Source organism: Burkholderia gladioli, assembly GCF_000959725.1.
Classification (GTDB): domain Bacteria; phylum Pseudomonadota; class Gammaproteobacteria; order Burkholderiales; family Burkholderiaceae; genus Burkholderia; species Burkholderia gladioli.
This window is the reverse complement of the sequence record NZ_CP009323.1, coordinates 2,653,565-2,679,106: the sequence shown is the minus strand read 5'-3', so window position 1 is coordinate 2,679,106 and position 25,542 is coordinate 2,653,565. Positions and strand designations below refer to the sequence as shown.

24 protein-coding genes and 1 pseudogene are annotated in these 25,542 nt (G+C 68.5%); 12 read left to right on the top strand and 13 right to left on the bottom strand.

The features are described from left to right. The first annotated feature begins 77 nt into the window (after nucleotides 1-77). From pdxY to BM43_RS29040, 3 genes are all read left to right on the top strand, one after another. Complete coding sequence (gene pdxY, locus BM43_RS29050; RefSeq protein WP_013697166.1) at nucleotides 78-941, top strand: pyridoxal kinase PdxY; 864 nt, start codon at nucleotides 78-80, stop codon at nucleotides 939-941. A gap of 198 nt (nucleotides 942-1,139) precedes the next feature. Next, nucleotides 1,140-3,617 (top strand): GcvT family protein, encoded by a 2,478-nt coding sequence (locus BM43_RS29045; protein WP_036052252.1) that lies wholly within the window; start codon nucleotides 1,140-1,142, stop codon nucleotides 3,615-3,617. 192 nt (nucleotides 3,618-3,809) lie between these two features. Beyond that, nucleotides 3,810-5,906, top strand: a complete 2,097-nt coding sequence (locus tag BM43_RS29040) for a phosphocholine-specific phospholipase C (protein ID WP_036052254.1) — start codon at nucleotides 3,810-3,812, stop codon at nucleotides 5,904-5,906. Between the two features lie 156 nt (nucleotides 5,907-6,062). Here BM43_RS29040 and BM43_RS29035 read toward each other — a convergent pair whose 3' ends face one another. From BM43_RS29035 to BM43_RS29015, 5 genes and pseudogenes are all read right to left on the bottom strand, one after another. Beyond that, nucleotides 6,063-6,905 carry an NAD-dependent epimerase/dehydratase family protein gene (locus BM43_RS29035; RefSeq protein WP_036052256.1) on the bottom strand — a complete coding sequence of 281 codons (843 nt, stop codon included), beginning with the start codon at nucleotides 6,903-6,905 and terminating at the stop codon, nucleotides 6,063-6,065. A gap of 214 nt (nucleotides 6,906-7,119) precedes the next feature. Beyond that, nucleotides 7,120-7,878 carry a FadR/GntR family transcriptional regulator gene (locus BM43_RS29030; RefSeq protein WP_013697162.1) on the bottom strand — a complete coding sequence of 253 codons (759 nt, stop codon included), beginning with the start codon at nucleotides 7,876-7,878 and terminating at the stop codon, nucleotides 7,120-7,122. Nucleotides 7,879-8,197: 319 nt separating this feature from the next. Then, complete coding sequence (locus tag BM43_RS29025) at nucleotides 8,198-8,665, bottom strand: DUF2214 family protein (RefSeq protein WP_036052259.1); 468 nt, start codon at nucleotides 8,663-8,665, stop codon at nucleotides 8,198-8,200. Nucleotides 8,666-9,176: 511 nt separating this feature from the next. Continuing rightward, nucleotides 9,177-9,992 (bottom strand): annotated as a pseudogene (locus BM43_RS42730) (hypothetical protein); the annotation flags it as partial. A 307-nt stretch (nucleotides 9,993-10,299) separates the two neighbouring features. Next, nucleotides 10,300-11,364: a glycosyltransferase family 4 protein gene (locus BM43_RS29015; RefSeq protein ID WP_036030205.1), complete on the bottom strand. Its 1,065-nt coding sequence runs from the start codon at nucleotides 11,362-11,364 to the stop codon at nucleotides 10,300-10,302. Nucleotides 11,365-11,989: 625 nt separating this feature from the next. On the opposite strand from BM43_RS29015, the gene BM43_RS29010 reads away from it, so the two are divergent. Next, nucleotides 11,990-13,828 carry an ABC transporter ATP-binding protein gene (locus tag BM43_RS29010; protein WP_036030206.1) on the top strand — a complete coding sequence of 613 codons (1,839 nt, stop codon included), beginning with the start codon at nucleotides 11,990-11,992 and terminating at the stop codon, nucleotides 13,826-13,828. A 93-nt stretch (nucleotides 13,829-13,921) separates the two neighbouring features. Here the strand turns inward: BM43_RS29010 and otsA are convergent, their stop codons facing one another. Further along, nucleotides 13,922-15,319 (bottom strand): alpha,alpha-trehalose-phosphate synthase (UDP-forming), encoded by a 1,398-nt coding sequence (gene otsA / locus BM43_RS29005; RefSeq protein ID WP_036053658.1) that lies wholly within the window; start codon nucleotides 15,317-15,319, stop codon nucleotides 13,922-13,924. Next, entirely contained in the window at nucleotides 15,316-16,068 is a 753-nt protein-coding gene (gene otsB / locus BM43_RS29000; RefSeq protein ID WP_036030209.1) for a trehalose-phosphatase, read from the bottom strand. The genes otsA and otsB overlap by 4 nt, the downstream gene beginning before the upstream one ends. Before the next feature lie 323 nt (nucleotides 16,069-16,391). Between otsB and BM43_RS28995 the strand changes: the two genes are divergently transcribed. Both BM43_RS28995 and BM43_RS28990 read left to right on the top strand, forming a co-directional pair. Further along, the gene (locus tag BM43_RS28995) at nucleotides 16,392-17,078 is read left to right on the top strand and encodes an SCO family protein (protein ID WP_036052265.1); all 687 of its coding nucleotides are present in this window, start codon (nucleotides 16,392-16,394) and stop codon (nucleotides 17,076-17,078) included. Nucleotides 17,079-17,118: 40 nt separating this feature from the next. Continuing rightward, nucleotides 17,119-18,021 (top strand): cytochrome c oxidase assembly protein, encoded by a 903-nt coding sequence (locus BM43_RS28990; RefSeq protein ID WP_036052269.1) that lies wholly within the window; start codon nucleotides 17,119-17,121, stop codon nucleotides 18,019-18,021. On the opposite strand, the gene BM43_RS28985 is transcribed toward BM43_RS28990, so the two are convergent. Both BM43_RS28985 and BM43_RS28980 read right to left on the bottom strand, forming a co-directional pair. Continuing rightward, on the bottom strand, nucleotides 18,018-18,536 hold the full coding sequence (locus tag BM43_RS28985) for a GNAT family N-acetyltransferase (protein ID WP_036052272.1): 519 nt from the start codon (nucleotides 18,534-18,536) through the stop codon (nucleotides 18,018-18,020). The genes BM43_RS28990 and BM43_RS28985 overlap by 4 nt on opposite strands. Nucleotides 18,537-18,637: 101 nt before the next feature. Continuing rightward, nucleotides 18,638-19,504, bottom strand: coding sequence for a pirin family protein (locus BM43_RS28980; protein ID WP_013697153.1), 867 nt, complete (start codon nucleotides 19,502-19,504; stop codon nucleotides 18,638-18,640). Nucleotides 19,505-19,629: 125 nt separating this feature from the next. Here BM43_RS28980 and BM43_RS28975 point away from each other — a divergent pair, with 125 nt between their 5' ends. The 6 genes from BM43_RS28975 to BM43_RS28950 all read left to right on the top strand — a co-directional run bounded on the left by BM43_RS28975 (nucleotide 19,630) and on the right by BM43_RS28950 (nucleotide 23,335). Further along, nucleotides 19,630-20,535 carry a LysR family transcriptional regulator gene (locus BM43_RS28975; protein ID WP_036052275.1) on the top strand — a complete coding sequence of 302 codons (906 nt, stop codon included), beginning with the start codon at nucleotides 19,630-19,632 and terminating at the stop codon, nucleotides 20,533-20,535. A gap of 140 nt (nucleotides 20,536-20,675) precedes the next feature. Next, entirely contained in the window at nucleotides 20,676-21,182 is a 507-nt protein-coding gene (locus BM43_RS28970; protein WP_036053661.1) for a GAF domain-containing protein, read from the top strand. A 212-nt stretch (nucleotides 21,183-21,394) separates the two neighbouring features. Beyond that, complete coding sequence (locus tag BM43_RS28965) at nucleotides 21,395-21,946, top strand: RNA polymerase sigma factor (RefSeq protein ID WP_088555437.1); 552 nt, start codon at nucleotides 21,395-21,397, stop codon at nucleotides 21,944-21,946. A 10-nt stretch (nucleotides 21,947-21,956) separates the two neighbouring features. Continuing rightward, entirely contained in the window at nucleotides 21,957-22,271 is a 315-nt protein-coding gene (locus BM43_RS28960; protein WP_036052280.1) for a hypothetical protein, read from the top strand. A gap of 2 nt (nucleotides 22,272-22,273) precedes the next feature. Beyond that, a complete protein-coding gene (locus tag BM43_RS28955) occupies nucleotides 22,274-22,570 on the top strand; it encodes a 4Fe-4S dicluster domain-containing protein (RefSeq protein ID WP_025098859.1) in 297 nt (98 codons plus the stop codon). A 45-nt stretch (nucleotides 22,571-22,615) separates the two neighbouring features. Continuing rightward, on the top strand, nucleotides 22,616-23,335 hold the full coding sequence (locus tag BM43_RS28950; RefSeq protein ID WP_036053663.1) for an O-methyltransferase: 720 nt from the start codon (nucleotides 22,616-22,618) through the stop codon (nucleotides 23,333-23,335). Nucleotides 23,336-23,359: 24 nt separating this feature from the next. Here BM43_RS28950 and BM43_RS28945 read toward each other — a convergent pair whose 3' ends face one another. Genes BM43_RS28945 through BM43_RS28930 form a run of 4 tightly spaced genes read right to left on the bottom strand, consistent with a single transcriptional unit; the run spans nucleotide 23,360 to nucleotide 25,540 of the window. Next, nucleotides 23,360-24,076: an Imm52 family immunity protein gene (locus BM43_RS28945; RefSeq protein ID WP_036052282.1), complete on the bottom strand. Its 717-nt coding sequence runs from the start codon at nucleotides 24,074-24,076 to the stop codon at nucleotides 23,360-23,362. A 10-nt stretch (nucleotides 24,077-24,086) separates the two neighbouring features. Next, nucleotides 24,087-24,692: a restriction endonuclease fold toxin 5 domain-containing protein gene (locus tag BM43_RS28940; protein WP_036052284.1), complete on the bottom strand. Its 606-nt coding sequence runs from the start codon at nucleotides 24,690-24,692 to the stop codon at nucleotides 24,087-24,089. Beyond that, complete coding sequence (locus tag BM43_RS39505) at nucleotides 24,580-25,053, bottom strand: hypothetical protein (protein WP_080742115.1); 474 nt, start codon at nucleotides 25,051-25,053, stop codon at nucleotides 24,580-24,582. Before BM43_RS39505 ends, BM43_RS28940 begins: the two co-directional genes overlap by 113 nt. Beyond that, entirely contained in the window at nucleotides 25,043-25,540 is a 498-nt protein-coding gene (locus BM43_RS28930) for a DUF4123 domain-containing protein (RefSeq protein WP_036052288.1), read from the bottom strand. The genes BM43_RS39505 and BM43_RS28930 overlap by 11 nt, the downstream gene beginning before the upstream one ends. Between the last annotated feature and the right edge of the window lie 2 nt (nucleotides 25,541-25,542).

Here is a 25,542-nt window from a genome sequence, read left to right as displayed (position 1 = left end):
ATTACCGCGTGTTTCCGCGCGGCTGCGACTTAATGTATCGTTCATGACAGCCCCGAACCCGCGACGAGCCGCCGACCATGAAGAACGTCCTCAGCATCCAGTCGCACGTGATCTACGGACATGCGGGCAACAGCGCGGCCGTGTTCCCGATGCAGCGCCTCGGCGTCAACGTCTGGCCGCTCAACACGGTCCAGCTTTCCAACCACATGCAGTACGGCAACTGGGCCGGCAGCGCGATCGACGCGGCCAAGATGGAGCAGTTGGTGGACGGCATCGCCGCGATCGGCGCGCTCAAGCGCTGCGACGCGATCCTCTCGGGCTTCCTCGGCTCGCCGGCGCAGGCGCATGCGGCGGTCGACATCGTGCGCACCGTCAAGTCGATGAACCCGAACGCCTGGTATTTCTGCGATCCCGCGATGGGCCAGACCGGCGGCATCCGGCCCGAACCCGGCGTGGAGGAGTTCATCGTCACCGAACTGCCCGCGCTCGCCGACGGCATGGCGCCCAATCACAGCGAGCTGCAGAAGCTGGCCGGGCGCCGCGTCGAGACGGTGCGCGAGGCGGTCGACGCCTGCCGCGAGATCATCCGGCGCGGGCCCAAGGTGATCCTGGTCAAGCACCTGCACGATCGCAACAGTCCCGCCGATCGCTTCAACATGCTGGCCGTCACCGAGCACGAGGCCTGGATCGGCCAGCGCCCGCTGTATGCCTTCCCGCGCCACCCGGTCGGCGTGGGCGACCTGACCAGCGCGGTGTTCGTGGCGCGGCGGCTGCGCGGCGACTCGGTGCGCGCCGCCTTCGAGCACACGCTGGCGGCCGTGCACGCCGTCGTCAAGGCCACCTACGACGCGCGCCGCTACGAGCTCGAGCTGGTCGCCGCGCAGGACGAGATCGCCAATCCGAGCGAGTGGTTCGGCGCCTGGGTCACCGATATCGAGTGAGGCGCCGGCTGTTGGCCGCGCTTTCATCAACCGCCTGATCCGGCTTCGCCGCGCCGCCGGCTCGTCCACCCTGCCTCGCCCCTCCCGTCCCGATTCCCACGCGATCCACCCCGCTCGACCAGTTGGATCCCGTCGCGTCGCAAATGTGTCATTTTTAGGCAATACGATGCGTTTTGTTGCAATCGACCGAAACTCGCGATGACCGCCTCCCGCTCCGCCCTTCCCTCCCATGCCCGCGTCGTGATCATCGGCGGCGGGATCATCGGCTGCTCCACGGCCTACCACCTGGCGCGCGCCGGCATCACCGACGTGGTGCTGCTCGAACAGGGCCAGCTCTCCTGCGGCACCACCTGGCACGCCGCCGGCCTAGTCGGCCAGTTGCGCACGCAGCGCAGCCTGACCCAGCTGGTGCGCTACTCGACCGAACTCTATGCCTCGCTGGAAGCCGAGACGGGGCTGGCCACCGGCTGGAAGCGCTGCGGTTCGCTGTCGGTGGCGCGCACCGCCGAGCGACTCACCCAGCTCAAGCGCAGCGCCGCCACGGCGCGCGCCTACGGCGTGGAATGCGAGCTGATCGACGCGCAAGCGGCCGGCGAGCTGTGGCCCGCGATGCGCAGCGACGATCTCGCCGGCGCGGTCTGGCTGCCCGGCGACGGCAAGGCCAATCCGACCGACCTCACGCAGTCGCTGGCGCGCGGCGCCCGCCAGCGCGGCGTGCGCATCGTCGAGGGCGTGCGCGTCACCGAACTGCTGAGCGAGCGCACCGGCACGCGCCGCCGCGCGAGCGGCGTGAGTTGGCGCGACAAGGATGGCCAGGGCGGCACGCTGGCCGCCGAGATCGTGGTCAACTGCGCGGGCCAGTGGGCCAAGGGCCTGGGCCGGCTGGCCGGGGTCACGGTGCCGCTGCACTCGGCCGAGCACTACTACATCGTGACGGGCCGGATTCCCGGCGTGCATCCCGAGCTGCCGGTGATGCGCGACCCCGACGGCTACATCTACTTCAAGGAGGAAGTGGGCGGCTTGGTGATGGGCGGCTTCGAGCCCGACGCGAAACCCTGGGGCATGGACGGCATCCCCGAGGACTTCGAATTCCAGCTGCTGCCCGACGACTGGGACCAGTTCGAGATCCTGATGCGCAACGCGCTGCATCGCGTGCCCGAGCTGGAGACGGCCGAGGTCCGGCAGTTCTACAACGGCCCCGAATCGTTCACGCCCGACAATCACTTCATCCTCGGCGAGGCGCCCGAGCTGGCGAACTTCTTCGTCGGCGCCGGCTTCAACTCGATGGGGATCGCCTCGGCGGGCGGCGCGGGCCGCGCGCTGGCGGAATGGATCGTCGGCGGCGAGCCGGGCATGGACCTGTGGTCGGTCGACATCCGCCGCTTCGCGCGGCTGCACGGCAACGACGCCTGGCTGCACGACCGCGTCAAGGAAACGCTGGGGCTGCACTACGCGATGCCCTGGCCGAACCGCGAGCTCGACAGCGCGCGCGGCGTGCGGCGCGCGCCGATCCATGCGCGGCTGGCGGCGGCCGGCGCCTGCTTCGGCAGCCGCATGGGCTGGGAGATCGCCAACGTGTTCGCGCCGCCGGGCCAGGCGCCGCGCATCGACTACCGCTTCGGCCGGCAGAACTGGCACGACTGGAGCGCGGCCGAGCATCGCGCCGCGCGCGAGGGCGTGGCGCTGTTCGATCGCAGCGCGCAGGCCAAGCTGCTGGTGAAGGGGCGCGACGCCGAACGCGCGCTGCAATCGCTGGCGGCCGCCGACCTGGCGGTGGCGCCCGGCACCGTGCTGCGCGCGGCCATCCTCAACGCGCGCGGCGGCTACGAATCGGATCCGGACGTCGCGCGCCTGGCCGACGACCAGTTCCTGCTCGTCACGGGCGTCGCGCAGGTCACGCGCGACCTCGACCTGCTGGAGCGGCATCTCGATGCCACCGGGCTGCACGGCGTCGCCGTCGACGTGACGGGCCAGTACGCGCTGTTCTCGCTGCTCGGGCCGCGCTCGCGCGCGCTGCTGCAAAGCGTGTCGAAGGCCGCGCTCGACGCGGCGGCCTTCCCGCTCGGCACGATGCGCGAGATCGACCTGGGCCATGCCACGGTGCGCGCGCTGCATCACCCGATCGTCGGCGAGCCGGGCTGGGACCTGCTGGTGCCGGTCGAATCGGCGCTGCTGGTGTTCGACACGCTGCAGGCGGCCGGCGCCGCCTTCGGCCTGGCCTGCGCGGGCGAGTACGCGCTCGAGTCGCTGCGCATCGAGAACGGCCGCGCGAGCTGGGGCCGCGAACTGTCGCCGGGGCTCGACCCCTTCGAGGCGGGTCTAGCCGGGCTCTGCAAGCATGCCGCGCCGGGCGCCTTTCCGGGCGCGGCCGCGCTCGCGACCAAGGCGGGGCAGCCCTGCGCGCGGCGGGTGGTGGCGCTCAGTGTCGACGGCCGCCCCGACGTCACGCTGTGGGGCGGCGAGGGGATCCTGCGCGACGGCCGCCCGGTCGGCACGCTCAGCTCGGCCGCGTTCGGCCACACGCTCGGCGCGCCGGTCGCGCTGGGCGTGGTCGCCTGCGATCCAAGGCAGCCCGACCCGAGCCTGGACCGCTACGAAATCGAGCTGGCCGGCGAGCGGCTCGCCGCGAGCCTGCGCTGGTTTTCCCCGACTGCCGGACATTCCGGGGAAAAGTGAAAATAAGCCGGCTTTCAGGCGATTTTTATTTTGTTTCCTGCGTCGCAAACGTTATCGTCATTCACGCGAATGACACCGTTTGATCGCTATTCTCGCCACCACATTCGCGGCGCAAGGGCACGCCGCGATCGTAGCCTTTCCCAGCGGCCGTACTGGCACGGCCGTCCCTCACCGCCGCACAGGAAGAAACAAATGACGACGAAGCATCGCCGTGACTTTCTGCGTTTGGCCGCCGGCACCGCCGGCGCCGCCGCGCTCAGCGTATTTCCCCCCGTGATTCGCAACGCGCTCGCGATCCCCGCGAACCGCCGCACCGGCACTATCCGCGATATCGAACACATCGTGATCCTGATGCAGGAGAACCGTTCGTTCGACCATTACTTCGGCACGCTGCGCGGCGTGCGTGGCTTCGGCGATCCGCGCCCGCTGGCGCTGGCCAGCGGCAAGTCGGTGTTCCACCAGCCGGCCGGCACGGGCGAGCTGCTGCCCTTCCACCCGAGCGCCGCGAACCTCGGCATGCAGTTCATCCAGGATCTGCCGCACGGCTGGCAGGACATGCACGCGGCCTGGAACCACGGCCGCTACGACCAGTGGGTGCCCAACAAGGGCACCACCTCGATGGCCTACATGCAGCGCGGCGACATCCCGTTCCACTATGCGCTGGCCGATGCCTTCACGATCTGCGATGCCTACCACTGCTCGATCCCGAGCTCGACCGACCCGAACCGCTACTACATGTGGACCGGCTACGTCGGCAACGACGGCCAGGGCGGCGGCCCGGTGCTCGGCAACGAGGAAGCGGGCTACGGCTGGACCACCTATCCGGAAGTGCTGGAGAAGGCCGGCGTGTCGTGGAAGATCTACCAGGACATCGGCGAAGGCCTGAATGCGGCGGGCTCGTGGGGCTGGACCAGCGACAACCCCTACATCGGCAACTACGGCGACAACTCGCTGCTCTACTTCAACCAGTACCGCAACGCGCAGCCGGGCAACCCGCTGTACGACAAGGCCCGCACCGGCACCGACATCAGCGCGGGCGGCACGCTGTTCGACGTGCTGAAGGCCGACGTGGCGAACGGCACGCTGCCGCAGGTATCGTGGATCTGCGCGCCGGAAGCCTATTCCGAGCACCCGAACTGGCCGGCCAACTACGGCGCCTGGTACGTCGAGCAGGTGCTCGCCACGCTCACCTCGAACCCGGAGGTCTGGAGCAAGACCGCGCTGTTCGTCACCTACGACGAGAACGACGGCTTCTTCGACCACGTGCCGCCGCCGTTCGCGCCGCAATCGCGCGACAACGGCCTGTCGACGGTGGCGACCACCAACGAGGTGTTCCCCGGCGATGCCACCCACGTGGCCGGCGCCTATGGGCTCGGGCCGCGCGTGCCGATGATCGTGGTCTCGCCCTGGACCAAGGGCGGCTGGCTGTGCTCGCAGACCTTCGATCACACCTCGCTGCTGCAGTTCATCGAGGCGCGTTTCGGCGAGCAGTACGACATCCCGGCCTCGAACGTGTCGCCGTGGCGTCGCACCGTCTGCGGCAACCTGACCAGCGCCTTCGACTTCCGCGATCCGGACGCGCGCCTGCCGCAACTGCCGGACACCAGCGGCTACGCGCCGCCCGATCGCAACACGCACCCGAGCTACACGCCGATCCCGCCGAGCACGCAGGCGGTGCCGAAGCAGGAATCGGGGCTGCGTCCGGCGCGCGCCCTGCCCTACGAGCTGTTCGTGTTCGGCCGCGTCGATTCCACCACCGGCAAGTTCAAGCTGTGGTTCGCCAACACCGGCCGCGCCGGCGCGGCGTTCCAGGTGCAGGCCGCCAATCGCACCGACGGCCCCTGGGCCTACACGGTCGACGCCTATCGCCGCTTGTCGGACAGCTGGAGCACGGCCGCCACGCTCGGCCTCTACGACCTGTCGGTGCATGGCCCGAACGGCTTCTTCTGCCAGTTCCGCGGCACCACCTCGGCGGGCGAGGGGCGCACGCCGAACCCGGAAGCGCTGTACGGCTACGACGTGATCAACGGCAACCTCACGCTGCGCCTGTCGAACCGCGGCCGCACGGCGGTGCGCCTGACCGTGTCGAACGGCTATGGCGGCCATACGCGCACCTACGAGCTGTTCCCGGGCCAGCGCATCGACGACTACTGGGACCTGCGCGGCAGCCACGGCTGGTACGACCTGACGGTCAGCGACGGCACCTCGGCGGGTTTTCTGCGCCGCTTCGCCGGCCACGTCGAGACCGGCCGCGCGAGCACCAGCGATCCGGCAATCGCCACGCTGTAAACGGCAACGGCGAGCGTCGCGTGATGCGACGCTCGCCGTCTGCCGGGTCTCTCGCGCCGCCGCGGCGATCGTGCTGTCGATCGATCGCCGCGAGCGCCGCCCCGCTACCCCGCCGGCCCATCGATGGCCGCCGGGGCAGCGGCTTTTCCGCGGTCCTTACCGGGTGATCTTCGGCTCGCCCATCGGCTCGCCGACCACGAAGGCGCCGCCCTGGTAGCGCTGCGCCGGATCGTCGAGATTGCGGTCCGGGCCGCTGGCGGGGAACAGGTGCTCGAACGGCGCCGAGCTGTCCTGCGGGCGAAAGCCGAGGAATTGCGCCTTGCCGTTGTCGATCCACTTGGTGCGATTGTCCGACACGCCGTAGACGATCGCATGGCCGACGCGGTTGGTCATCAGCGAGCAGCGCACCAGCTCGATGAAGTCGCGGAAGCTCAGGAAGGTCACCAGCATGCGCGGGTTCTTCGGCACGTCGAACGAGGAGCCGATCCGCAGGCACACCGTCTCCAGGCCGAAACGGTCGTAGTAGTAGCGCGACAGCGATTCGCCGAAGCACTTGGTGACGCCGTAGAGCGAGTCGGGGCGCATCGGCGAATCGATGTCGACCACCTCGGTGACGGGGTGGAAGCCCACCACGTGGTTCGAGCTGGCGTAGACCACGCGGCGCACGCCGAACTGGTGGGCGGCGGCGTAGAGGTTGTAGACGCCGCGGATGTTGGCTTCGATCAGCGCATCGAAGGGCGCGTCGACCGAGATGCCGCCGAGGTGGATGATCGCGTCGACGCCCTCGACCAGCGCGTTGACGGCCGCGCGATCGGCCAAGTCCGCCACCACCACTTCCTCGTGCGGGGCCGCGTCGCCGAGCGGGGCGATGTCGCTGACGCGGACGATGTCGGCCCAGTCGCCGAGCGCGGCGCGCAGCTGGCGACCGAGATTGCCCGCCGCGCCGGTCAGCAGCAGGCGGCGGAACGGCTTGGCGGTCGTGGAAGTCGGCGAAGTCACGGCGGGATCCTCTCTGAAGGTCGGTGTCGATACGGTGGCAAGGCGGGCCGCGAACGCAGCCGAACGCCAGAACCGCGATCTTATACGATGACTGACGTTTTGGACACTGAGCGAGAACCCGTAGCCGGAACCGCGGCCGGCAATGGCCGCCCGCGATTCACCTCAGCAGCGGCTTGGGAGCGACGCCGTGACGGCCTGGGCGCCGCCAGCCGGCTCACTCGTGGCCGTCGCGGCCGGCTTCAGCCGCTTCGTGCGCGCGGCGCAGGCGCTCACGGCTATTGGTCAGGTGGGTGCGCATCGCCGCGCGCGCCGCTTCCGGATCGCGTCGCGCGATCGCCTCGAAGATCGCCTCATGCTCGTGGTTCAGACGTCCGACGTAGCGCTCCAGGTCGTCGCCGGCGAAGCGCGCCGAATTCACCCGCGCGCGCGGGATGATCGAGGTGCCGAGCTGGGTCATGATGTCGACGAAATAGCGGTTGCCGGTGGCTTGCGCGATCTGCAGGTGGAAGTGGAAATCGAGCTGGGCGGTGTCGCGCCCGCTCGAGGCGCTCTGCGCGATCGCGTCGAGCGCGCGGCGCAGCGCGACGAGATCGGCCTCGTTGGCGCGCTGGGCAGCCAGGCTGGCACATTCGCTCTCCAGGCTGATGCGCAGCTCGAGCACGGCGAGCACGTCGCGCAGCGTGGTGATGGTGGCCGGGTCGATGCCGAGCGCGCGGCGGCGCTCCGGCGCCAGCACGAAGCTGCCGATGCCGTGGCGCGTCTCGATCAGGCCGCTGGCCTGCATCCGCGAGATCGCCTCGCGCACCACGGTGCGGCTCACACCCTGGCTGGCCATCACCTCGGTCTCGGTCGGCAGCTTGTCGCCGGGCCGCAGGGTGCCGTTCTCGATCTGCGACGTCAGTGCGTCGACGACGTCTTGCGCGAGGCTGCGAGCGCGGCGACGCGGGGGCACGGGAAGCGCGGGCACGGACATGGGGCCTGTATCCTTAAAATGATGATCCGATCGTGAGCGGATGAGGTCGAATTGGCGCGGCCATTATACTGCCTCGCTAGTCGTCCGATGACTGATGTTTCCCCCAATCCTTTGTCGACGGGGATCTGGCGGGATCGCGCTGCACGCGGTCGGATGTCGAATCATCGCACTTCTGGAGCGGCCTATACAAGCCAGTCTCGGGAACGTGCCGTGCTCACTCCTGGGCTTGAACCGCGGCGTGGCGGAGGCGAAAACAACGCCATCGCGCAGCCCGAACGGAAAGCCCGTCGAAAGAATCGTCGACCTGCCCCGTCGCGGTTCAGCCCGCGAACACGCCGCGCGCCATGCCGGCCGCCGCGAACACGATGACGATGATCAACGCGGCCTGCGCGTGGCAGATCCGCGAATAGCCATGGGCACGCGAAACGTCGGGCATGCCGCCGCGTGCCACCGCGCCGCGCCAGCGGATCAGCGCCAGCATCGGCCGGATCTCCAGCAGCAGGATGATCACCAGGGCCGTCATCTTCAGGTGGAACAGGGGCGCATGCAGATAGTAGGCGCTGCCCTTCTCGAAACCGCCGAAGGCGCGCATCAGGCCCGTGACGATCAGCACCAGGGCCGTCAGCCCCCAGCCCGTATCGGCCCGGAACAGCGCGCGCAGGTCGGCGACCTGCGGCGAGTCGGTCGCCGCGATGCGCTTGAAGGCACGATTGCGCGTGGCGATCGCGGCCAGGGCCAGGCCGAATGCGCTGAGATGGATCGCGGCCAGCAGCCAGTGGGTGATCATGCTCGTCTCCTCGGGGCCGGTGCGAACGCGTTCAGACGAACTGCCTGAGCGTGGCGTCCAGCGCGCGGGCGGCCGCCCGATCGCCTTCGGTGGCGAGCGGCGCGCGCATCACGCTCTTGCGGTTGTGGCCAACCGCCGCCGGCGAATTCCACAGCAGCTCGACCTTGGGCCGCGAGAACGGCCGGCCGCGCGGGATATCGCCGGCCAGCGGCACGCCGGGGCGGCCATAGGCGGCCTGGGAGTTGGGCGGCGTCGCGGCAGTGTCGGCGCTTGGGGCCGAGGCGGAAACGTCGATCGAAGCGGTATCGATCGGAAGATCGGGCTGCGCCGAGGCGGCCTCGACGGTTGCGGCCGGCGCGGAGGTTTCGACATCGGCGGGCTTGTCGATCGGCAGCGCCTGCTCCGTCGCGGAAGAATCGATCGCGGGCGCGGCGGCGGCTTGCGGTGCGATCGCGCCCGGCTCCGGCTGGATCGCCGAGGACGCGTCCAGCGGCACCGCAGTCGAAACCGCGGCCTGGGCCGCCGTTGCGGGCGGCTCGGCGGATTCCGCCCGTGCCCCGCCCTCGCTCATCGGCGACTCGGCCGGAAGCACCGCCTCGGCTGCCATCGCAGAATCAGCCACCGGCACGGCGGTACTGACCGCCGCACCACGATCGCTTGCCCCCGCCGGCATGCCCGGCACGAAAGGCTCGGCCGCGCCCGCCGGGGCCGGCACGAAGGCCGCCGCCGGCGGCAGCATCGTGCCGCGCGGCCAGCGCACCGCCAGCTCGCGCGCGTCGTACTGGCCGACCTTGCGGCTCTCCATCCAGACCACCACGGTGCGCGTCAGCACATCGATCGAGATCGCGTAGCGGCCGATGGCGAAACGGCGCGCGGCGATATTGGTACGCCACAGCGGCTGCGGCCGGCAGATCCAGACCACCGCCGCATACAGCAGCGGGGCCGCGACCAGCCAGCCGTTGCTGGCCACCACGGCATGCATGCCGCGCCGCCAGCCGGCGAACCAGATGAAGGCGCCGACCGACCAGGCGGCGAACAGGAAACCGAGCAGGGCGAACAGTCGCAAGGCCTGGCGCAGCCATTGCGGCAGCGGATGGGCGGGCCGCTCGGCGCGCGCGACGGCGCCGGGCAGGGTCAGCAGCAGGAACAGGAATACCAGGTTGACGCAGGCCCAGGGCGAGGATGCCATGGTCGAGACCGTCGACCAGTCCATCTGGGCCATCGCGTGCAACCAGCGAACGAGCAGCACGAGACCGATCGCGCGCAACGCGAAGATGACGCCGGCACCGGGGGCCGGACTTGCGCGCGTGGTTTTCGTTCTCGCCAAAACAACTCTCCTGTCGATCTGCCTGCGGGTGCCGGATTTTACGGCACGGCCATTATAGGGGCATGACCTGCTCGCCCATGCGGAAACCCCGCGGCTCGACGGCGTTTCGCCGGGTCGCGCGGCGCGGATACAACACCGCCCGCACCGGTGCGGGCGGGGTGCCCCGCCCGGCGCCGGCGTGGCCCGAAGGCAGGCACCGGGCGAGCCTGGCGCCCGCTCCCGCCGCCGTGCGCGGGCCGCCCAAAAACACGACGCCCCGCAGGGCAAACCCTGCGGGGCGTCGAGACCGGCGTCGAAAAGCGCGCGCTTAGTTGGCGTTGACTTCGCGCAGCACCGTGCGACGGCTCTGGCGCAGCAGCTCTTCGTAGACCTTGATGTAGTTGGCGGCCATCACCTTCGACGAGAAGCGCGACTCGAACGCGCCGCGAACCTTCTCGCGCGGCAGCGTGTCCAGTCGCTTGACGGCGGCCACCGCCGAGATCTCGTCCTCGACCACGAAGCCCGACACGCCGTTGTCGATCACTTCCGGCACCGAACCGCGATTGAATGCGATCACCGGCGTGCCGCAGGCCATCGCCTCGATCATCACCAGGCCGAAGGGCTCCGGCCAGTCGATCGGGAACAGCAGCGCGTGCGCGTTGCCGAGGAACTCGGCCTTCTGCGATTCGTTGATCTCGCCGATGTACTCGACGTGCGGCAGCGCGAACAGCGGCTTGATCTTCTCTTCGTAATAGGCGCGGTCGGCCTTGTCCAGCTTGGCCGCGATCTTGATCGGCAGGCCGGCCTGCTCGGCGATGCGGATGGCCGTGTCGACGCGCTTTTCCGGCGAGATGCGACCCAGGAAGGCCAGGTAGCTCGGCTTGGCGTCCTTCGGCGGCGTCAGCAGGTTTTCCGGCAGGCCGTGATAGACGGTCGGCTGCCAGTTCGCCTGCGGCAGCGGGATGCGCTGGTTGTCCGAGATCGACACCACCGGCACGGTGTTGAAGGTATTGAAGATCGGTTGCAGTTCCGGCAGGTCCAGGCGGCCGTGCATGGTCGTGACATGCGGCACCGGCTGGCGCGAGAACAGCGAGAACGGGTAGTAGTCGATGTGGAAATGCAGCACGTCGAACTCGTCGGCGCGGCGACGCACTTCTTCCAGCAGCAGCATGTGGGGCGCCATCACGTCGCGGATGGTCGGATCCAGGCGCAGCGCCTGCGGCCAGAAGGCTTCGAGCTTCGCCGAGGTCTGCGAATCGCCGCTCGCGAACAGCGTCACGTCATGGCCCATCTCGACCAGTGCCTCGGTCAGGTAGGACACCACGCGTTCGGTGCCGCCGTAGAGCTTGGGGGGAACCGCCTCGTGCAACGGAGCGATTTGAGCGATTCGCATCTGGGAAACTCCTAAAAAATCAGACTAAGTGGGCCGTAAGCCCTGCCGTCCGGCGAGCCGGACATGGTTCAAAAAGTGGGAAGACCCACCACCGGCTCGCGGCATCGAGGCACCATCGGCTGACGGCGCACTTGCATTCAACGGATCTCGACGTCCCGCGTTGACAGCATCCCGTAAAAATTCCTGCGTACTCCGGAACCGCTGCCGGCCCGCCCTGTAAAAATGACTCAGGGTTAGCCCGAGGCGCATTATCGGACCGAAAGCTGGGTCCGGCGCGGAACATTTCAAAGAATTTACCTTGTTACAAAGGCGCAACATTTTGCAACCCTTGGATTTTCAAGGCGGAATTAGAGTAGGACCATCACGGGCGGCGCTGCGGCACCATTAGGGTCGGCGTCGCCTTTCGTTTTGCCGACTGACCGACGTCCGCGCAAGCCGCGCGGAAAGAGTGCGAGCCGCCGGATTTTATCCCAAAATGCAGCGCGGACTGCAGATCGGATGCGATCCGGTGCGGCACAAACGTCGGGCTTGTTTACAATGCCGGCTTTCGTCCGCATCGCGGACCATCGCGGCGCGCGACGCACCCACGCCCCGCTCAACCTCCGTTCGACCACACGCACACATTTTGGAAGCTCTCACACCTGCCCAGCGCAACGCCCACAACGCGAAGCTCTCGAGCTATGCGAGCCGTCCCCTTGCGTTTCTGTTCCGCTATATCCGCAAGCATCCCGTCGCCCACCTGATCGTGCTGGCCAGCGTGCTGGCCGCGGTCGGCTGCGCGCTCGGCTCGCAATACGCGATCAAGCACCTGATCGACGTGCTGGCCGGCGGCCGCCATCATCCGGGCCCGCTGTGGGGCGCGTTCGCGCTGCTGGTCGGCCTGATCGCGGCCGACAACCTGCTCTGGCGCGTCGGCGGCTGGTTCGCCGCGCATACCTTCGTGGCGGTCACCGGCGACCTGCGCCGCGACCTGTTCCAGTACCTGAGCGGCCACTCGCCCACCTACTACGCGGAGAAACAGCCGGGCACGCTCGCCAGCCGCATCACCGCCACCTCGAACGCGGTCTACACGTCCGAGAACACCATGGCCTGGAACGTGCTGCCGCCGTGCATCGCGGTGATGGGCGCGATCGTGATGATCATCGTGGTCAACCCGCTGATGGCGCTGGGCCTGTTCACCGCCTCGGCGATCCTGGCCGTGGTGCTGTTCAAGCTGGCCGGGCGCGGCTCGGCACGCCATCACACGTTCGCCACCAAGGCCGCGGCGGTGGACGGCGAGCTGGTCGACGTGATCGGCAACATGGCCCTGGTGCGCGCCTTCGGCATGACGCTGCGCGAGCAGAAGCGCTTCGGCCAGACCGTCAAGGCCGAGATGGACGCGCGTCAGCAGAGCCTGCTCTACCTGGAGAAGCTTCGCCTGCTGCACGCGGTGATCACCGCCATGCTGTCGGCCGGCCTGCTGGGCTGGGCGCTGCTGCTCTGGGACCAGGGCAAGGCCACCTCCGGCGACATCGTGCTGGTCAGCTCGCTCGGTTTCACCATCCTGCACGGCACGCGCGACCTGGCGGTGGCACTGGTGGACGTGACCCAGCACATCGCACGTCTGGCCGAGGCGGTGCAGACCATCCTCGAGCCGCACGGCATGCCGGACCGCTCGGATGCCGTCGAGCTGAAGTCGCGCGGCGGGCGCGTCGAATTCGACCGCGTCACCTTCGCCTACCCGCATCGCCGCCCGATCCTCGATCACTTCGACCTGCGCATCGAGGCCGGCCAGCGGGTCGGCCTGATCGGCAAGTCGGGCGCCGGCAAGTCGACAGTGCTGGCGCTGCTGCAGCGCTTCTACGACGTGCAGGACGGCGCGATCAAGATCGACGGCCAGGACATCGCCGCGATCACCCAGGACAGCTTGCGCCAGCAGATCGCCCTGGTGCCGCAGGACATCTCGCTGCTGCACCGCTCGATCTACGAGAACATCGCCTACGGCCGCCCCGAGGCGAGCCGCGAGCAGGTGCTGGCCGCGGCGCGCGACGCGCGCTGCAGCGAGTTCATCGAGGCCATGCCGGATGGTTACGACACCGTGGTCGGCGACCGCGGCGTGAAGCTCTCGGGTGGCCAGCGCCAGCGCATCGCGATCGCGCGCGCGATCCTCAAGGACGCGCCGATCCTGCTGCTCGACGAAGCCACCTCGGCGCTCGACAGCGCCTCCGAGGAAGCGATCCAGGCCGCGCTCGACCGGTTGATGGTGGGCCGCACCGTGATCGCCATCGCGCACCGGCTCTCGACGCTGCGCAACTTCGACCGGATCATCGCGATGAGCACCGGCAAGGTGATCGACGACGGCTCGCCCGAGGAACTGCGCAACCGCCCGGGTCTCTATCGCGACCTGCTCGCCAAGCAGCACGGCCGCGACCTGATCGACGACGACGGCGACGACGAATCGCGCAGCGACGAGCGCGTGGCCTGAGCGCCCCTGCCCCTCGCCCCCAAAGAAAAACCGCCGGCTGGACCGGCGGTTTTTCATGTCTGCCCGAGGCTCGCGGCAACGCGGGCCGATGTTTCAGTGCGTGCCGCCGCCCGCCTGCTGCAGGTCGCGCAGGAAGTTGTCGCGCCACACCGAGACATTGTTCTCGCGCAGTTGCGCGATCATGTCCTCGTAGCGCGCGCGCCGCTCGGCCACCGGCATCGACAACGCGCGGGCCAGCGCCTCGGCCATCCCGTCGATGTCCATCGGATTGACGATCAGCGCGCCGGTCAGCTCGCGCGCGGCGCCAGCGAAGCGCGACAGCACCAGCACGCCCGGATCCTCGGGATCCTGCGCCGACACGTATTCCTTGGCGACCAGGTTCATGCCGTCGCGCAGCGGCGTGACGAACCCGACGCGCGCGAGCCGGTACAGCGCGGCCAGCAGCGGACGCTCGTATTGCCGATGGATGTAGAGGATCGGCGCCCAGTCGAGTTCGGCATAGCGGCCGTTGATGCGCCCCGACTCGCCCTCGAGCTGCAGGCGGATGTCCTGGTAGGCGCGCAGGTCGGCGCGCGTGGACGGCGCGATCTGCAGGAACGACACGCGGTTGCGGTAGGCAGCCTCGTGTTCGAGCAGCTTCTCGAAGGCCCGGAAGCGCTCGACCAGCCCCTTCGAATAGTCGAGCCGGTCGACGCTCATCACCAGTTGGCGGCCATGCAGCGAGGTGGCCAGCGTGCGCACCGCGCGGCCGTTGGCGCCGGCCTGCGCGAGCGAGGCGATCTCGTCGGGATAGATGCCGATCGGATAGGCATGCGCGCGCAGCCGGCGGCCGAAGGCCTCGATGGTGGCCGGGCCGCCGCCCTCGCGCCGCGCCGTGCCGCCCGCCTCGGCGTCGATGTAGTCGCAGAAGGCGCGCAGGTCGGGATCGGTCTGGAAGCCGAGCAGGTCGTAGGAACACAGCGCCTCGACCAGCTCGCGGTGCGGCGGCACGTTGACCAGCACCTGCGCGGCGGGAAACGGGATGTGCAGGAAGAAGCCGATGCGGTTCTTCACGCCGGCCGCGCGCAGGGCCTGCGCGAACGGGATCAGGTGGTAGTCGTGGACCCAGATCACGTCGTCGTCGCGCAGCAGCGGCACCAGTTGCTGCGCGAGCCAGACGTTGACGCGCGCGTAACCCTCGAATTCGTGGCGGTCGTACTGGATCAGGTCGGTGCGGTAGTGGAAGGCCGGCCACAGCGTGGCGTTCGAGAAGCCGCGGTAATACTGGTCGTAGTCGCGGCGCGCCAGGCCGATGGTGGCGAAGGTGACGGGCCCGCGCTCCTCGACGCGGATCTGCGGCGCGCCCGAGGCCACCACTTCCCCGCTCCAGCCGAACCACATGCCGCCGGTTTCCTTCAGCGCGTCGTAGACGCCGATCGCGAGACCGCCCGCCGCCGGTTCGCCCTCGGAAATCGGCGCGACCCGATTCGATACGATGATCAGTCGGCTCATGCCTGCGCGCGCCCCGCCGCGATCCATTGCGCGATCTGCGCGCGCATCGCCTCGACCGAATCGAGGCGCGTCTTCGCCGAAGTATCGCCGGCGCCGATCTTGATCGACAGCCCGCCCGCCGCGTCGACCACCGCGAAGCCCTTCTCGTCGGTCAGGTCGTCGCCGGCGAACACCGGGCGGCGCCCCGCGAAGGGCGGCTCGCCGAGGAAGGCGGTGATCGCGCGGCCCTTGTCGACGCCCTTGGGCTTGATCTCGAACACCATCTTGCCGGGCTGCAGCACATAGGCATCGGGATACTCGGCCACCAGCCGCTCGGCCGCCTCGCGCGCCACGCCCTCGCGTTCGGGCGCATTGCGGAAATGCAGCGCGACAGCCGCGCCCTTGATCTCGAGCAGGGTGCCGGGATTGCGCTCGACCACCGCGGCCAGCTCGCGCTCGATGCGCAGCAGGCGTTCGTCGTTGAAGCCGACGCGCATCGTGTCGCCGTTGGCGTCGCGCCGCTCCGCGCCGTGCAGGCCCGCCACCGGCAGGTCGGCCAGGCCGAGGAAGCTGTCGATGCTGTCGATGCCGCGCCCCGAGACGATCGCCACCGCGCCGCGCGCGAGGGTGCGCAGCTCGCTGAGCATGGCGGGCAGCGAATCGGGTACGTGGATGCCGTCGGGGGTGGGCGCGAGATCGACCAGCGTGCCGTCGAAGTCGAAGAAAAAGGCGGTGTCGGTCAGGGAGAGGGAAGCCGGGACAGGTTGCATCGGTTCTCTGATGAGGGTGGCGGCTGGCGGCAATCTTGCCGAAAGAATGTGCGCATCTTACCGCGCCCGCGCGGCCGAGCGCAAAAGGCGCCGGCCGGCTGCGCGTGCATGGATAAGGGTTCGCATGGATGCGGACGGTGCGTCCGGGATGATTTTGTCGGCCGATTGCAAGCCCGCCGCGCGCGCGGCTATCGCCGGCATGCGGCGGTGCACATCCCTCGTATGAGGAATTGCGCTACAGTCGGCGCGTTCAGGTGCGGCCGCGGGATTGCCGGATCCGCCGCCGCGACACCGGATCGAACGCCCTGCCGACGAGCCGATCGATGCCCTTCCCGTTCCCGTTCCCCTTCCTCGCCGCCGCCGCGCGCCGCGCCTGGCCCCGGCCGCGCCTCACCGCGCCGCCAAGACCGCTCGGCCGCCTGGCGAACCTGCTGGCCGCCAGCGCGGCCGTCCTCGCGCTGGCCGGCTGCGCGCCGCGTGGCGGCCCCTACACGCTGACCGACGTGAGCGGCCACCTGCCCGACCTGGCCTTCTCGCTGACCGGCGAGGACGGCCGGCCGATCGATGCCGCGGCGTTCCGCGGGCGCCTCGCGCTGGTCTATTTCGGGTACACGCATTGCCCCGACGTCTGCCCCGAGACCATGGCACGGCTGATGCAGGTGCTGGCCCGGCTCGGCCCCGCGGCAAGCCGGGTGCGCATCCTGTTCGTCTCGGTCGACCCGGCCCGCGATACGCCGGCGCTGATGCGCGCCTATGTCGGCGCCTTCGATGCCGAGCACGCGGTTGGCCTGACTGGCAGCCAGGGCGAGATCGAATCGCTGGCCAAGCGCTATCGCGTCGCCTACCAGATGGAGCAGCGCGATGCGAGCGGCGGCTACGAGGTCACCCACAGTTCGGCCGTCTATGTGTTCGACACCGGCGGCCATGCCCGGCTGCTCGCCACCGAGCAGGACCAGCCCGAGGCGATCGCGATCGACCTGCGCCGGCTGATCGAGGCCGGGCCCGCCTGAGCCCGCCGCCGCGCATCCCTTCATTCGCCGATATCCGACCATGAACCCGCTCTACTGGCTCGATCCCTGGGAACCCTCGCCAACCGTGGTGATCGCGATCCTGGCCGCCGCCGTGCTGTTCCTGCGCGGTGCCCGCAAGGCGCGCGTCACGCCGCTGCGGCGCCTGTCGTTCTGGTTCGGGCTCGGCGCGCTCTACGTGGCGCTGCATACGCGGCTCGACTACTACTTCGAGCACGAGTTCTTCATGCATCGCGCCCAGCACCTGGTGCTGCATCACCTGGGGCCCTTCTTCATCGCGCTGTCCTATCCCGGCGCCGCGCTGCGCGCCGGCATCCCGTTCGCCTGGCGGTGGCGCTGGCTGCGCCCCCTGCTCGCGGCCGCGCCGACGCGCCTGGCGCTGCGCGTGCTGTTCCACCCGGTGGTGGCGGTGCTGCTGTTCGTCGGGCTGATCTATTTCTGGCTGCTCTCGCCGATCCACTTCGTCGCGATGCTCGACTGGCGGCTCTATCGCGTCATGAACTGGAGCATGGTGATCGACGGGCTGCTGTTCTGGTGGCTGGTGCTCGACCCGCGCCCCGCGCCGCCGGCGCGTCTCGCGCCGGGGCGCCGGATCCTGGTCGCGATCGCCGCGATCCCGCCGCAGATCCTGCTCGGCGCGCTGATCTTCTTCACCTCGCACGAGCTCTATCCGATCTACTCGATCTGCGGGCGTGCCTTCACCTGGCTGAGCCCGATGCGCGACCAGCAGATCGGTGGGCTGCTGCTGTGGATTCCCGGTTCGATGATGAGCGTAATCGGCGCGCTGGTCGCGTTGCGTCACTGGATGCGGCTGTCGGCGCGCGGCCGGCTGCGCGAGCGGGCACGGCCCGGGCCGCGGCGCGCGGCCTCGCCGGCCGATGTCGCGGCGCGCCAGGCCGCGCGGGGGGAAGGTGCGGGGAATTAAGCCGAGCGCATCCAGATGTGCGGGATGCCGTCGTCGTCGTGGACCTCGGAGCTCGGCGAGAAGCCAAAGGCACCGTAGTACTTCTGCAGGTGCGCCTGCGCATGCAGGCTGATCGGCGTACCCGGCCACTGGGCGCGGATCCGTTCGAGCGCCTGGGCCAGCAGCGCGTTGCCCAGGCCGATGCCGCGAAACGGCGCGGTGGTCAGCACGCGGCCGATGCGGATATCGGGCGAGCCGGCATCGGGCAGCAGCACGCGCAGGTAACCGGCGAGCCGGCCATCGGCGTGATGCGCGCCGAGATGCCAGGCAGCCTGGTCGGCATCGTCGATGTCCTTGTAGATGCATTGCTGCTCGACTACGAACACGGCGCAGCGCGCCTCCAGGATCGCGTAGAGATCGCGCGCGGACAGCGCCTCGAAGGCGCGCCAGCGCCAGTCGAGTTCGGCGAGGGAAACCGGCGAGGACGCGGCGGGGGTGGAGGCAGAACCGGAAGCGATGGAAGGCGTGACAGACATGCGGCGGGCCCGAATCAAACGCGCGCCCGGGCGGGCGCGCTCAATCCGGACATTATGCCCGCCGCGCGGCTGCCTGGGCAGGCCGCGCGGCGGAACCGGGCTCAGGCGGGCATGCCGCCGAAACGGCCGCTGTTGAAGTCGTCCACGGCCTGGCGGATCTCGTCCTCGCTGTTCATCACGAACGGGCCATAACCGACCACCGGCTCGTCGATCGGCTCGCCGCTCAGCACCAGCAGGGTGGCGTCGTTGTTCGCCTCGATCTCGACGCCGCTGCCCTCGCGCGCCAGATGCACGACCTGCGCCTCGCGCGCCACCTCCTTGCCGTTCACCAGCACCGTGCCGTGCAGCACCGCCAGGGCCAGCGTGCGGCCTTCGGCAATCTCGAAGCGCGCCTGGCCGCCCGCCGCGAGGCGCACGTCCCACACGTCGATCGGCGTGAAGGTGCGCGCCGGGCCGCGATGGCCGTCGAACTCGCCCGCGATCACGCGCACCCGGCCGGCGCCATCCGGCAGCGGCACCGAGGGAATCTCGGCATCGCGCAGCGTCTGGTAGCCCGGCTCGGCGAGCTTGTCCTTGGCGGGCAGGTTCACCCACAGCTGGACCATCTCCAGCGCGCCGCCGCGCCGCGCGAACGCATCCGAGTGGAATTCCTCGTGCAGGATCCCGCTCGCGGCCGTCATCCACTGCACGTCGCCGGGGCCGATATGGCCGCCCGCGCCGGTCGAGTCGCGATGGTCGACCTCGCCGTCGTAGACGATCGTCACGGTCTCGAAGCCGCGATGCGGATGCTGGCCCACGCCGCGCCGCTGCGTGGTCGGCTCGAAACGGGCCGGCCCGGCATAGTCGAGCAGCAGGAACGGGCTCAGGTGCGAGCCGGTGCTGTGATAGCTGAACAGCGAGCGGACCGGAAAACCGTCCCCGACCCAGTGGGAACGCGGTGCGCTGTAGGTGCCGACGATCTGCTTCATCTCGATTCTCCTGATCTGCTTGCCCGAACCGAAACGTCCGGGGCGATAGGAAGTAGCATAGTTGCGCAACGATAACGGCGGTAGTGTGTGAAAATCACACTCAGCGTTCTATCTGGCGAACGATGATGCGAGATCTGAACGACCTTTATTTCTTCGTGCAGGTGGTGGACCACGGCGGTTTCGCGCCGGCCGGGCGCGCCCTGAACCTGCCGAAATCGCGCCTGAGCCGGCGCATCGCCGAGCTCGAGGAGCGGCTCGGGATGCGGCTGATCCAGCGCTCGACGCGCCGCTTCGCGCTGACCGAGATCGGCGCCACCTATTACGCGCATTGCCGCGCGATGCTGGTGGAGGCCGACGCGGCCGACGAGGCGGTCGCGCTGCTGCATGCCGAGCCGCGCGGGATCGTGCGCGTGACCTGCCCGATCGCCCTGCTCGACGCCGAGGTCGGCCAGATGCTGGCGGCCTTCATGGCGCAATGCCCGCATGTCGAGATCCACCTGGAGGAAACCAACCGGCGGGTGGACGTGGTCGGCGAAGGCGTCGACGTGGCGCTGCGCGTCAGGCCGCCGCCGCTCGAGGACAGTGAGCTGGTGCTGCGGCCGCTGGCCGAGCGCGGCCAGTGCCTGGTCGCGAGCCCCTCGCTGCTGGCCGGCCACGAGGCGCCGCGCGTGCCGGCCGACCTGGCGGCGCTGCCGAGCCTCGCGCTCGGCGCGCCGCAGGACGACCATGTCTGGAACCTGCGCGGCCCGGCGGGCGCCAAGGCGCTGATCCCGCATCGGCCGCGCCTGGTCACGCGCGGCATGTTCGCGCTGCGCGCGGCCGCGATCGCGGGGGTCGGCGTGGTGCAGTTGCCGACCATGATGGTCCGGGAGGCGATCGAGCGCGGCGCATTGCAAGTGGTGCTGGCCGACTGGGCGCCGCGCCGCGAGGTCGTGCATGCCGTGTATGCCTCGCGCCGGGGGCTGATGCCGGCGGTCCGCGCCCTGCTCGATTTTCTCGCGGCGCGCTTCGCCGAGCGAGAGGCCGATTGAGGCTCGCGCCGCCCGGCCATGGCCGTTCCGGCCATTGAAACCGTTCGGACGACCGGATCGAGCACCGCGCGCCGATTTCTTTTAGACTGCCGGGACTTCTCGCGGCCCGCGCCGCTTCTCCGATTCCAGTGCAAGCGATCATGTTCGAACTCTCCACTTCCCCGGCCGCCACAAAATCCGAGCTTTACGAGACGCTGGTCGCACAAGCGCGCTCGCTGATCGAATCGGAAACCGACCTGGTCGCCAACGCGGCGAATTTCTCCTCGCTCGTCTATCACACGCTCGAAGGCCTGAACTGGGCCGGGTTCTACCTTTTCGACGGCGCCGAACTGGTGGTTGGCCCGTTCCAGGGCAAGCCGGCCTGCGTGCGGATTCCGCTCGGCAAGGGCGTGTGCGGCACGGCCGCCCGGACGCGCGAGACCCAGGTGGTGCGCGACGTGCACGAATTCCCGGGCCATATCGCCTGCGATTCGGCCTCGCAATCGGAAATCGTGGTGCCGCTGGTGGCGGACGACGGCGCGCTGATCGGCGTGTGGGACGTCGACAGCCCCGAACTCGCGCGCTTCGACGACGAGGACCGGCGCGGCATGGAAGCGCTCTGCCGCGTGTTCGTCGAGTTGGCCTGGGCGCGACGCGCGACACGCTGAATCGAGGGCCGGTTCTCCGGCCGTGGCTCCCTGCTGCCCCGAACAGCCCCGTCCAGGACGGGGCTGTTTCGTTTCCGCCTTTCCCGGCGCGATTTCCTCATATCAAACGCCGCCCCGCTCGATCGACGCGACCGTATTTCGTCGACGCGCCACAATATCCGCCCGCGCCGTTCGTCTTCAGGCGCATGGACTCGCCAACGAACCCGGACCCGATGACCGACCGAGACCGCGACATGAGCGCGACGATCTCGCGCGAACGCACCAAGCTCGGAAACTTCATCCGGCGCCGGGTGCGCGACCCGAGCGACGCCGAGGACATCCTGCAGGACGTCTTCCACGACTTCGTGCAGGCCTACCGGCTGCCCGCGCCGATCGAGCAGGCCAGCGCCTGGCTGTTCCGCGCCGCGCGCAACCGCATCATCGACCGCTTCCGCAAGAAGAAGGAACAGCCGCTGGCCGAGCTCGTCGACCAGGGCGAGGATAGCGACGACTATCGGCTCGACCTCGCCCTGCCCGCCCACGACGCCGGCCCGGAAGCGCTGTATGCGCGCGGCGTGGTGCTCAAGGCCCTGCAGCAAGCGCTCGACGAATTGCCGGCCAACCAGCGCGAGGTGTTCATCGCGCACGAACTCGAAGGACTCAGCTTCAAGGCCATGGCCGCCGACAGCGGCGTGGCCGTCAACACCTTGCTGGCGCGCAAGCGCTACGCGGTCCTGCATCTGCGCGCGCGGCTGCAGGCCACCTATGACGAACTCGATATCTAGGAGTGGAAGGATGAATTGTCGAATCAGATGGATTGCCAAGGCGGTGTTCGCGCTGGTGGCTATCGTCGTGCTCGGCTGGGCCGTGATGATGTTGTGGAACTGGGTGATGCCGGCGCTGTTCGTCGGCGCGCGCAGCATCGATCTTGCACATGCGCTTGGCCTGCTGGTGCTGAGCCGCATCCTGTTCGGCGGCTTTCGCGGCCATGGCGGCTGGCATCGCCGGCGCCACTGGCGCAAATGGGAAGCCATGACCCCCGAGGAACGCGAGCGCTTCCGCACCGCCTGGCATGCGCGCCGCAGCCCGCGCGCGAACGAGGGAGAGTGAGCATGCGCGATACCTTGAAGGTCGTCTGCAAACAGGAGCCGGGCGTGATCGTGCCGGTGGTCGACCTGCGCCGCTGCGAGGGCAAGGGCGATTGCCTGGATGTCTGCCCCGAGGACGTGTTCGAGATCCGGCGCATCGACGAGGCCGATTATCGCGGGCTCGGCATGCTGAATCGCTTCAAGCTGCGCGTGCACGGCATGAAGGTGGCCTATACGCCCAATGCCGATGCCTGCCGCGCCTGCGGACGCTGCGTGGAGGCCTGCCCGGAACACGCGATCAAGCTGGCCCGGGCGCGCTGAGCGCCGGCTGCCCGGCGGCGTGCTATATCGATACGAGGGATGGAGATGACGACATCGAGCCATGTGCTGCTGCAACGCCTGCACGAACAGAATCGCGCCGAGTTGATCGGCCGTGCCCGCGCCCAGTTTCTCGGCGACAGCGCCACGTTCCTGGATCTCGTCAGCCAGTACGAGGCGCTGGCGCCGCGGCTGAAGGGGCAGTTCCTCAGCGATCACGGTTTGTCGGGCGAGGACGACAGCGAGCGCTCGCGTGGCACCAGCCTGTCGCTGGCGATTTCCGCCGAGCTGGGCAGCCTGCTGCGGAATCTGGTGCTATCGCACCGGCCGATGCGGATCCTCGAGCTCGGCAGTTCCTACGGCGTATCGACGCTGTATTTCGCCGACGCGCTGCGCACGCTCGGGCGCGGCACCGTGATCGCCACCGAGCGCGACGCGATGAAGTGCGCGCGCCTGCGCGATCATCTCGCGGCGGCCGAGGTCGAGCGATATGTCGAGTTGCGGGAGGGCGATGCGTTCGAGACCCTTGAACAGCTCGACGGCCCGTTCGACATCGTGTTCATCGACGTCTGGGCCGATCTCTATCTGCGCCTGTTCCAGCGCGTCGAACCGCTGCTGCGGCCCGGCTCGATCGTGCTGGCCGACAATATGTACACGGCCGGCGAGGCGGTGCAGCCGTTCAAGCGCTATCTCGATGCGCATCCGCGCATCTCGAGCACCACGCTCGATTTCGAGTCGGGGCTGGAGTTCGCGGTGGTGACGAGGTGATGCGGCGCGGAGAAGGTGCCCGGGTTAAATGTCGATGAAGCGTGGCAGCAGATCCATGGAAATGAGCCGCACCTCGATATCGTGCGCCGCTACCAGGTGCGCTTCGTTGTCGATCGAGAACGGCTCGTCCTCGATGCTGACGATGATCGTGCCAAGGCGTCGCCCGCCATCGGCCGAGACGACCGGGATCAGTTCCCGTGCCTCCGGAATCTGTTGCGCAGTCAGCTCGACAGGGAGGTATAGCATCCAGCCCACGCCGGGGCGATCGTCGAATGCCTGTTGTGCTTCGTAGTCGTCGGGCGCCGCAGTAATCGCCACCGGTGCAAACTCCTGCGCGCTCCGAGCCACGATGCTCGCGACGATGTTTTTTCGATCGAGAAATGCGCCCCGGGCATCGACCGAAACGGTGTCGGGGAAGGTGCCGCCGCACGCCATGATCTCGATCGACGCACCAAGGCCCTCGCGCCTGCCGTCCGACCATATCCCGATACTCGACACATCTTTTCCACGATACTCATCCTCCAGCTCCGCAAGCCTCGTCCGGTTGACGCCCGAGTCAAGCGCGTAGACGGCACGTGCCTGGGCCTCTTCGAGCGTATAACCCTTCATGCGCCAGTTAGGGCGTGCAAGCAACGGCTCGGCCATCGACATCACATCGATGATCGCCCCGATCCGGGCGAACATCCCTGAGAAATCCGTCGGAGCGATTCCTCCACTCTTGATGATGCAATCGATTTTCATGGCGGCATGATCACGGAAAGTATTCGGATTCGATTCTCAAAAAACGTAGGTGCCGAGCCATCTTTTTATACATCAACCGCCCTTGGAAATAGTATCGAAGTCGAGTCGGCGGATTGTCGTTCACCACCTTTGACCGGTTGATAGCCGACTCGATCATCGGCGCCCATCCCTGGAAGAAGTCCTGCGCCCGGGGAATCGCCCCGTCCAGGAATTGATCATAGTTCCCCTTCGCCTCCTGCAGCAGGCACTCCCCCGGCCTGAAACCATCGTAGTCGTTCCCCAGCCACTTCCACTCGTCGCTCCAGCGGCAGGCTTCCGTGTCGAAGGCGAAGCCGGTCACTCGTGCCTGATATTCATAGGCCGGCCAATTCACACCGTGATTATTTCGGACCTTCGTGCCGCTCGTCGCGGGTGGACACGGTTTGCAGGATTCCTGAGAATCGACGATCGTCCTTGATGCGGCTTGTGCATCGTCCTTCGTTCGCGCCGTACTCCCCCCGATACTAGCCACGCCTGCCGCCGCCGAAACGCCCAACAAGGCGCCGCCAATAGCCGCCAAGACCGGGCCGGCTTCCACCGCTGCCGCTGCCAGCAAGGGGATCAATGGAAGCGCCATGCGGGACTCCTTTCAGACTATCCGGATGTTTGGATCGCCAGGTGATTTCCTGGACGTAGACGTGGAAGCGCTCGTCGGCGCTTCGACCTGGCTTGGACAGCCAGGCCCGCGTCGCAGGTTTGTCGTAAAAGCCATCACGCGAATAAGCCTCGATCGCCAGAAACCGGACGAGATGTTCGCTGTCTTGAATGCCGAGTGTCCAGGCTGCTCGATACGCATGCCAAAGACGGCTATCGAGATCGATGTCCCGCTCCAAGGCAGGATCGTCCCTGGTCAGGTCTCGACGCACGCCATCAACGAAGTTGCGGGCTTCGCCTTCGGCCAGTGCCGATAGATGTGCCGGCGTGAGCTCAAGCCGCATAAGGATGCGCCCTGGACAACTTCCCGTCGATCTCGATCAACCAGTCGAACGTCGGGGAGAAGAACATCGTCCCTTCGCTCGAACCGAGCGCCGGCGCGAGATATCGCATGACGCGGGCGTCGTAGTAGCGGAGCATGGCGTGTCTGCCGTCAGGCAAGGTCGCGTCCAGGCGCTGACGAAGCTCCGATGCAAGCTGTCGCACCTGATATGCGCTGACGATCCAGCTGACGCCATATTCGCTCCGCGCGAGCCTTGCCAACGCGGCTTGCGTATCGCTGTCGATCCGTTCGCAGTCGAACATCCACGGGCCGGCATCCGCAAGTGATGCATCAGGCGTTGCATCGAGCAAGGCCATGGTCGATTCCCCGGTGCGATTCGGGAATGCGCCTGACACTTCGGAATACAGCAGGCCGTCGGCGAGCCCGAAAAGACGTACCGGCAAACGCGCGCGCGCTCGCCATGCCTCGAAAACGATCCGAATGCTCACGG

Excerpts from the sequence above, each read along its gene's own strand:
- BM43_RS28945 (WP_036052282.1), bottom strand. The coding sequence starts at position 24,076 with ATGAAAATCGATTGCATCATCAAGAGTGGAGGAATCGCTCCGACGGAT.
- BM43_RS28995 (WP_036052265.1), top strand. The coding sequence starts at position 16,392 with ATGCCCTTCCCGTTCCCGTTCCCCTTCCTCGCCGCCGCCGCGCGCCGC.
- BM43_RS39505 (WP_080742115.1), bottom strand. The coding sequence starts at position 25,053 with ATGCGGCTTGAGCTCACGCCGGCACATCTATCGGCACTGGCCGAAGGC.
- otsB (WP_036030209.1), bottom strand. The coding sequence starts at position 16,068 with ATGCAACCTGTCCCGGCTTCCCTCTCCCTGACCGACACCGCCTTTTTC.
- BM43_RS28940 (WP_036052284.1), bottom strand. The coding sequence starts at position 24,692 with ATGGCGCTTCCATTGATCCCCTTGCTGGCAGCGGCAGCGGTGGAAGCC.
- otsA (WP_036053658.1), bottom strand. The coding sequence starts at position 15,319 with ATGAGCCGACTGATCATCGTATCGAATCGGGTCGCGCCGATTTCCGAG.
- BM43_RS29040 (WP_036052254.1), top strand. The coding sequence starts at position 3,810 with ATGACGACGAAGCATCGCCGTGACTTTCTGCGTTTGGCCGCCGGCACC.
- pdxY (WP_013697166.1), top strand. The coding sequence starts at position 78 with ATGAAGAACGTCCTCAGCATCCAGTCGCACGTGATCTACGGACATGCG.
- BM43_RS28980 (WP_013697153.1), bottom strand. The coding sequence starts at position 19,504 with ATGAAGCAGATCGTCGGCACCTACAGCGCACCGCGTTCCCACTGGGTC.
- BM43_RS28985 (WP_036052272.1), bottom strand. The coding sequence starts at position 18,536 with ATGTCTGTCACGCCTTCCATCGCTTCCGGTTCTGCCTCCACCCCCGCC.
- BM43_RS28975 (WP_036052275.1), top strand. The coding sequence starts at position 19,630 with ATGCGAGATCTGAACGACCTTTATTTCTTCGTGCAGGTGGTGGACCAC.
- BM43_RS28970 (WP_036053661.1), top strand. The coding sequence starts at position 20,676 with ATGTTCGAACTCTCCACTTCCCCGGCCGCCACAAAATCCGAGCTTTAC.
- BM43_RS28955 (WP_025098859.1), top strand. The coding sequence starts at position 22,274 with ATGCGCGATACCTTGAAGGTCGTCTGCAAACAGGAGCCGGGCGTGATC.
- BM43_RS29025 (WP_036052259.1), bottom strand. The coding sequence starts at position 8,665 with ATGATCACCCACTGGCTGCTGGCCGCGATCCATCTCAGCGCATTCGGC.
- BM43_RS28965 (WP_088555437.1), top strand. The coding sequence starts at position 21,395 with ATGACCGACCGAGACCGCGACATGAGCGCGACGATCTCGCGCGAACGC.
- BM43_RS28990 (WP_036052269.1), top strand. The coding sequence starts at position 17,119 with ATGAACCCGCTCTACTGGCTCGATCCCTGGGAACCCTCGCCAACCGTG.
- BM43_RS29015 (WP_036030205.1), bottom strand. The coding sequence starts at position 11,364 with ATGCGAATCGCTCAAATCGCTCCGTTGCACGAGGCGGTTCCCCCCAAG.
- BM43_RS28950 (WP_036053663.1), top strand. The coding sequence starts at position 22,616 with ATGACGACATCGAGCCATGTGCTGCTGCAACGCCTGCACGAACAGAAT.
- BM43_RS28960 (WP_036052280.1), top strand. The coding sequence starts at position 21,957 with ATGAATTGTCGAATCAGATGGATTGCCAAGGCGGTGTTCGCGCTGGTG.
- BM43_RS29045 (WP_036052252.1), top strand. The coding sequence starts at position 1,140 with ATGACCGCCTCCCGCTCCGCCCTTCCCTCCCATGCCCGCGTCGTGATC.
- BM43_RS29030 (WP_013697162.1), bottom strand. The coding sequence starts at position 7,878 with ATGTCCGTGCCCGCGCTTCCCGTGCCCCCGCGTCGCCGCGCTCGCAGC.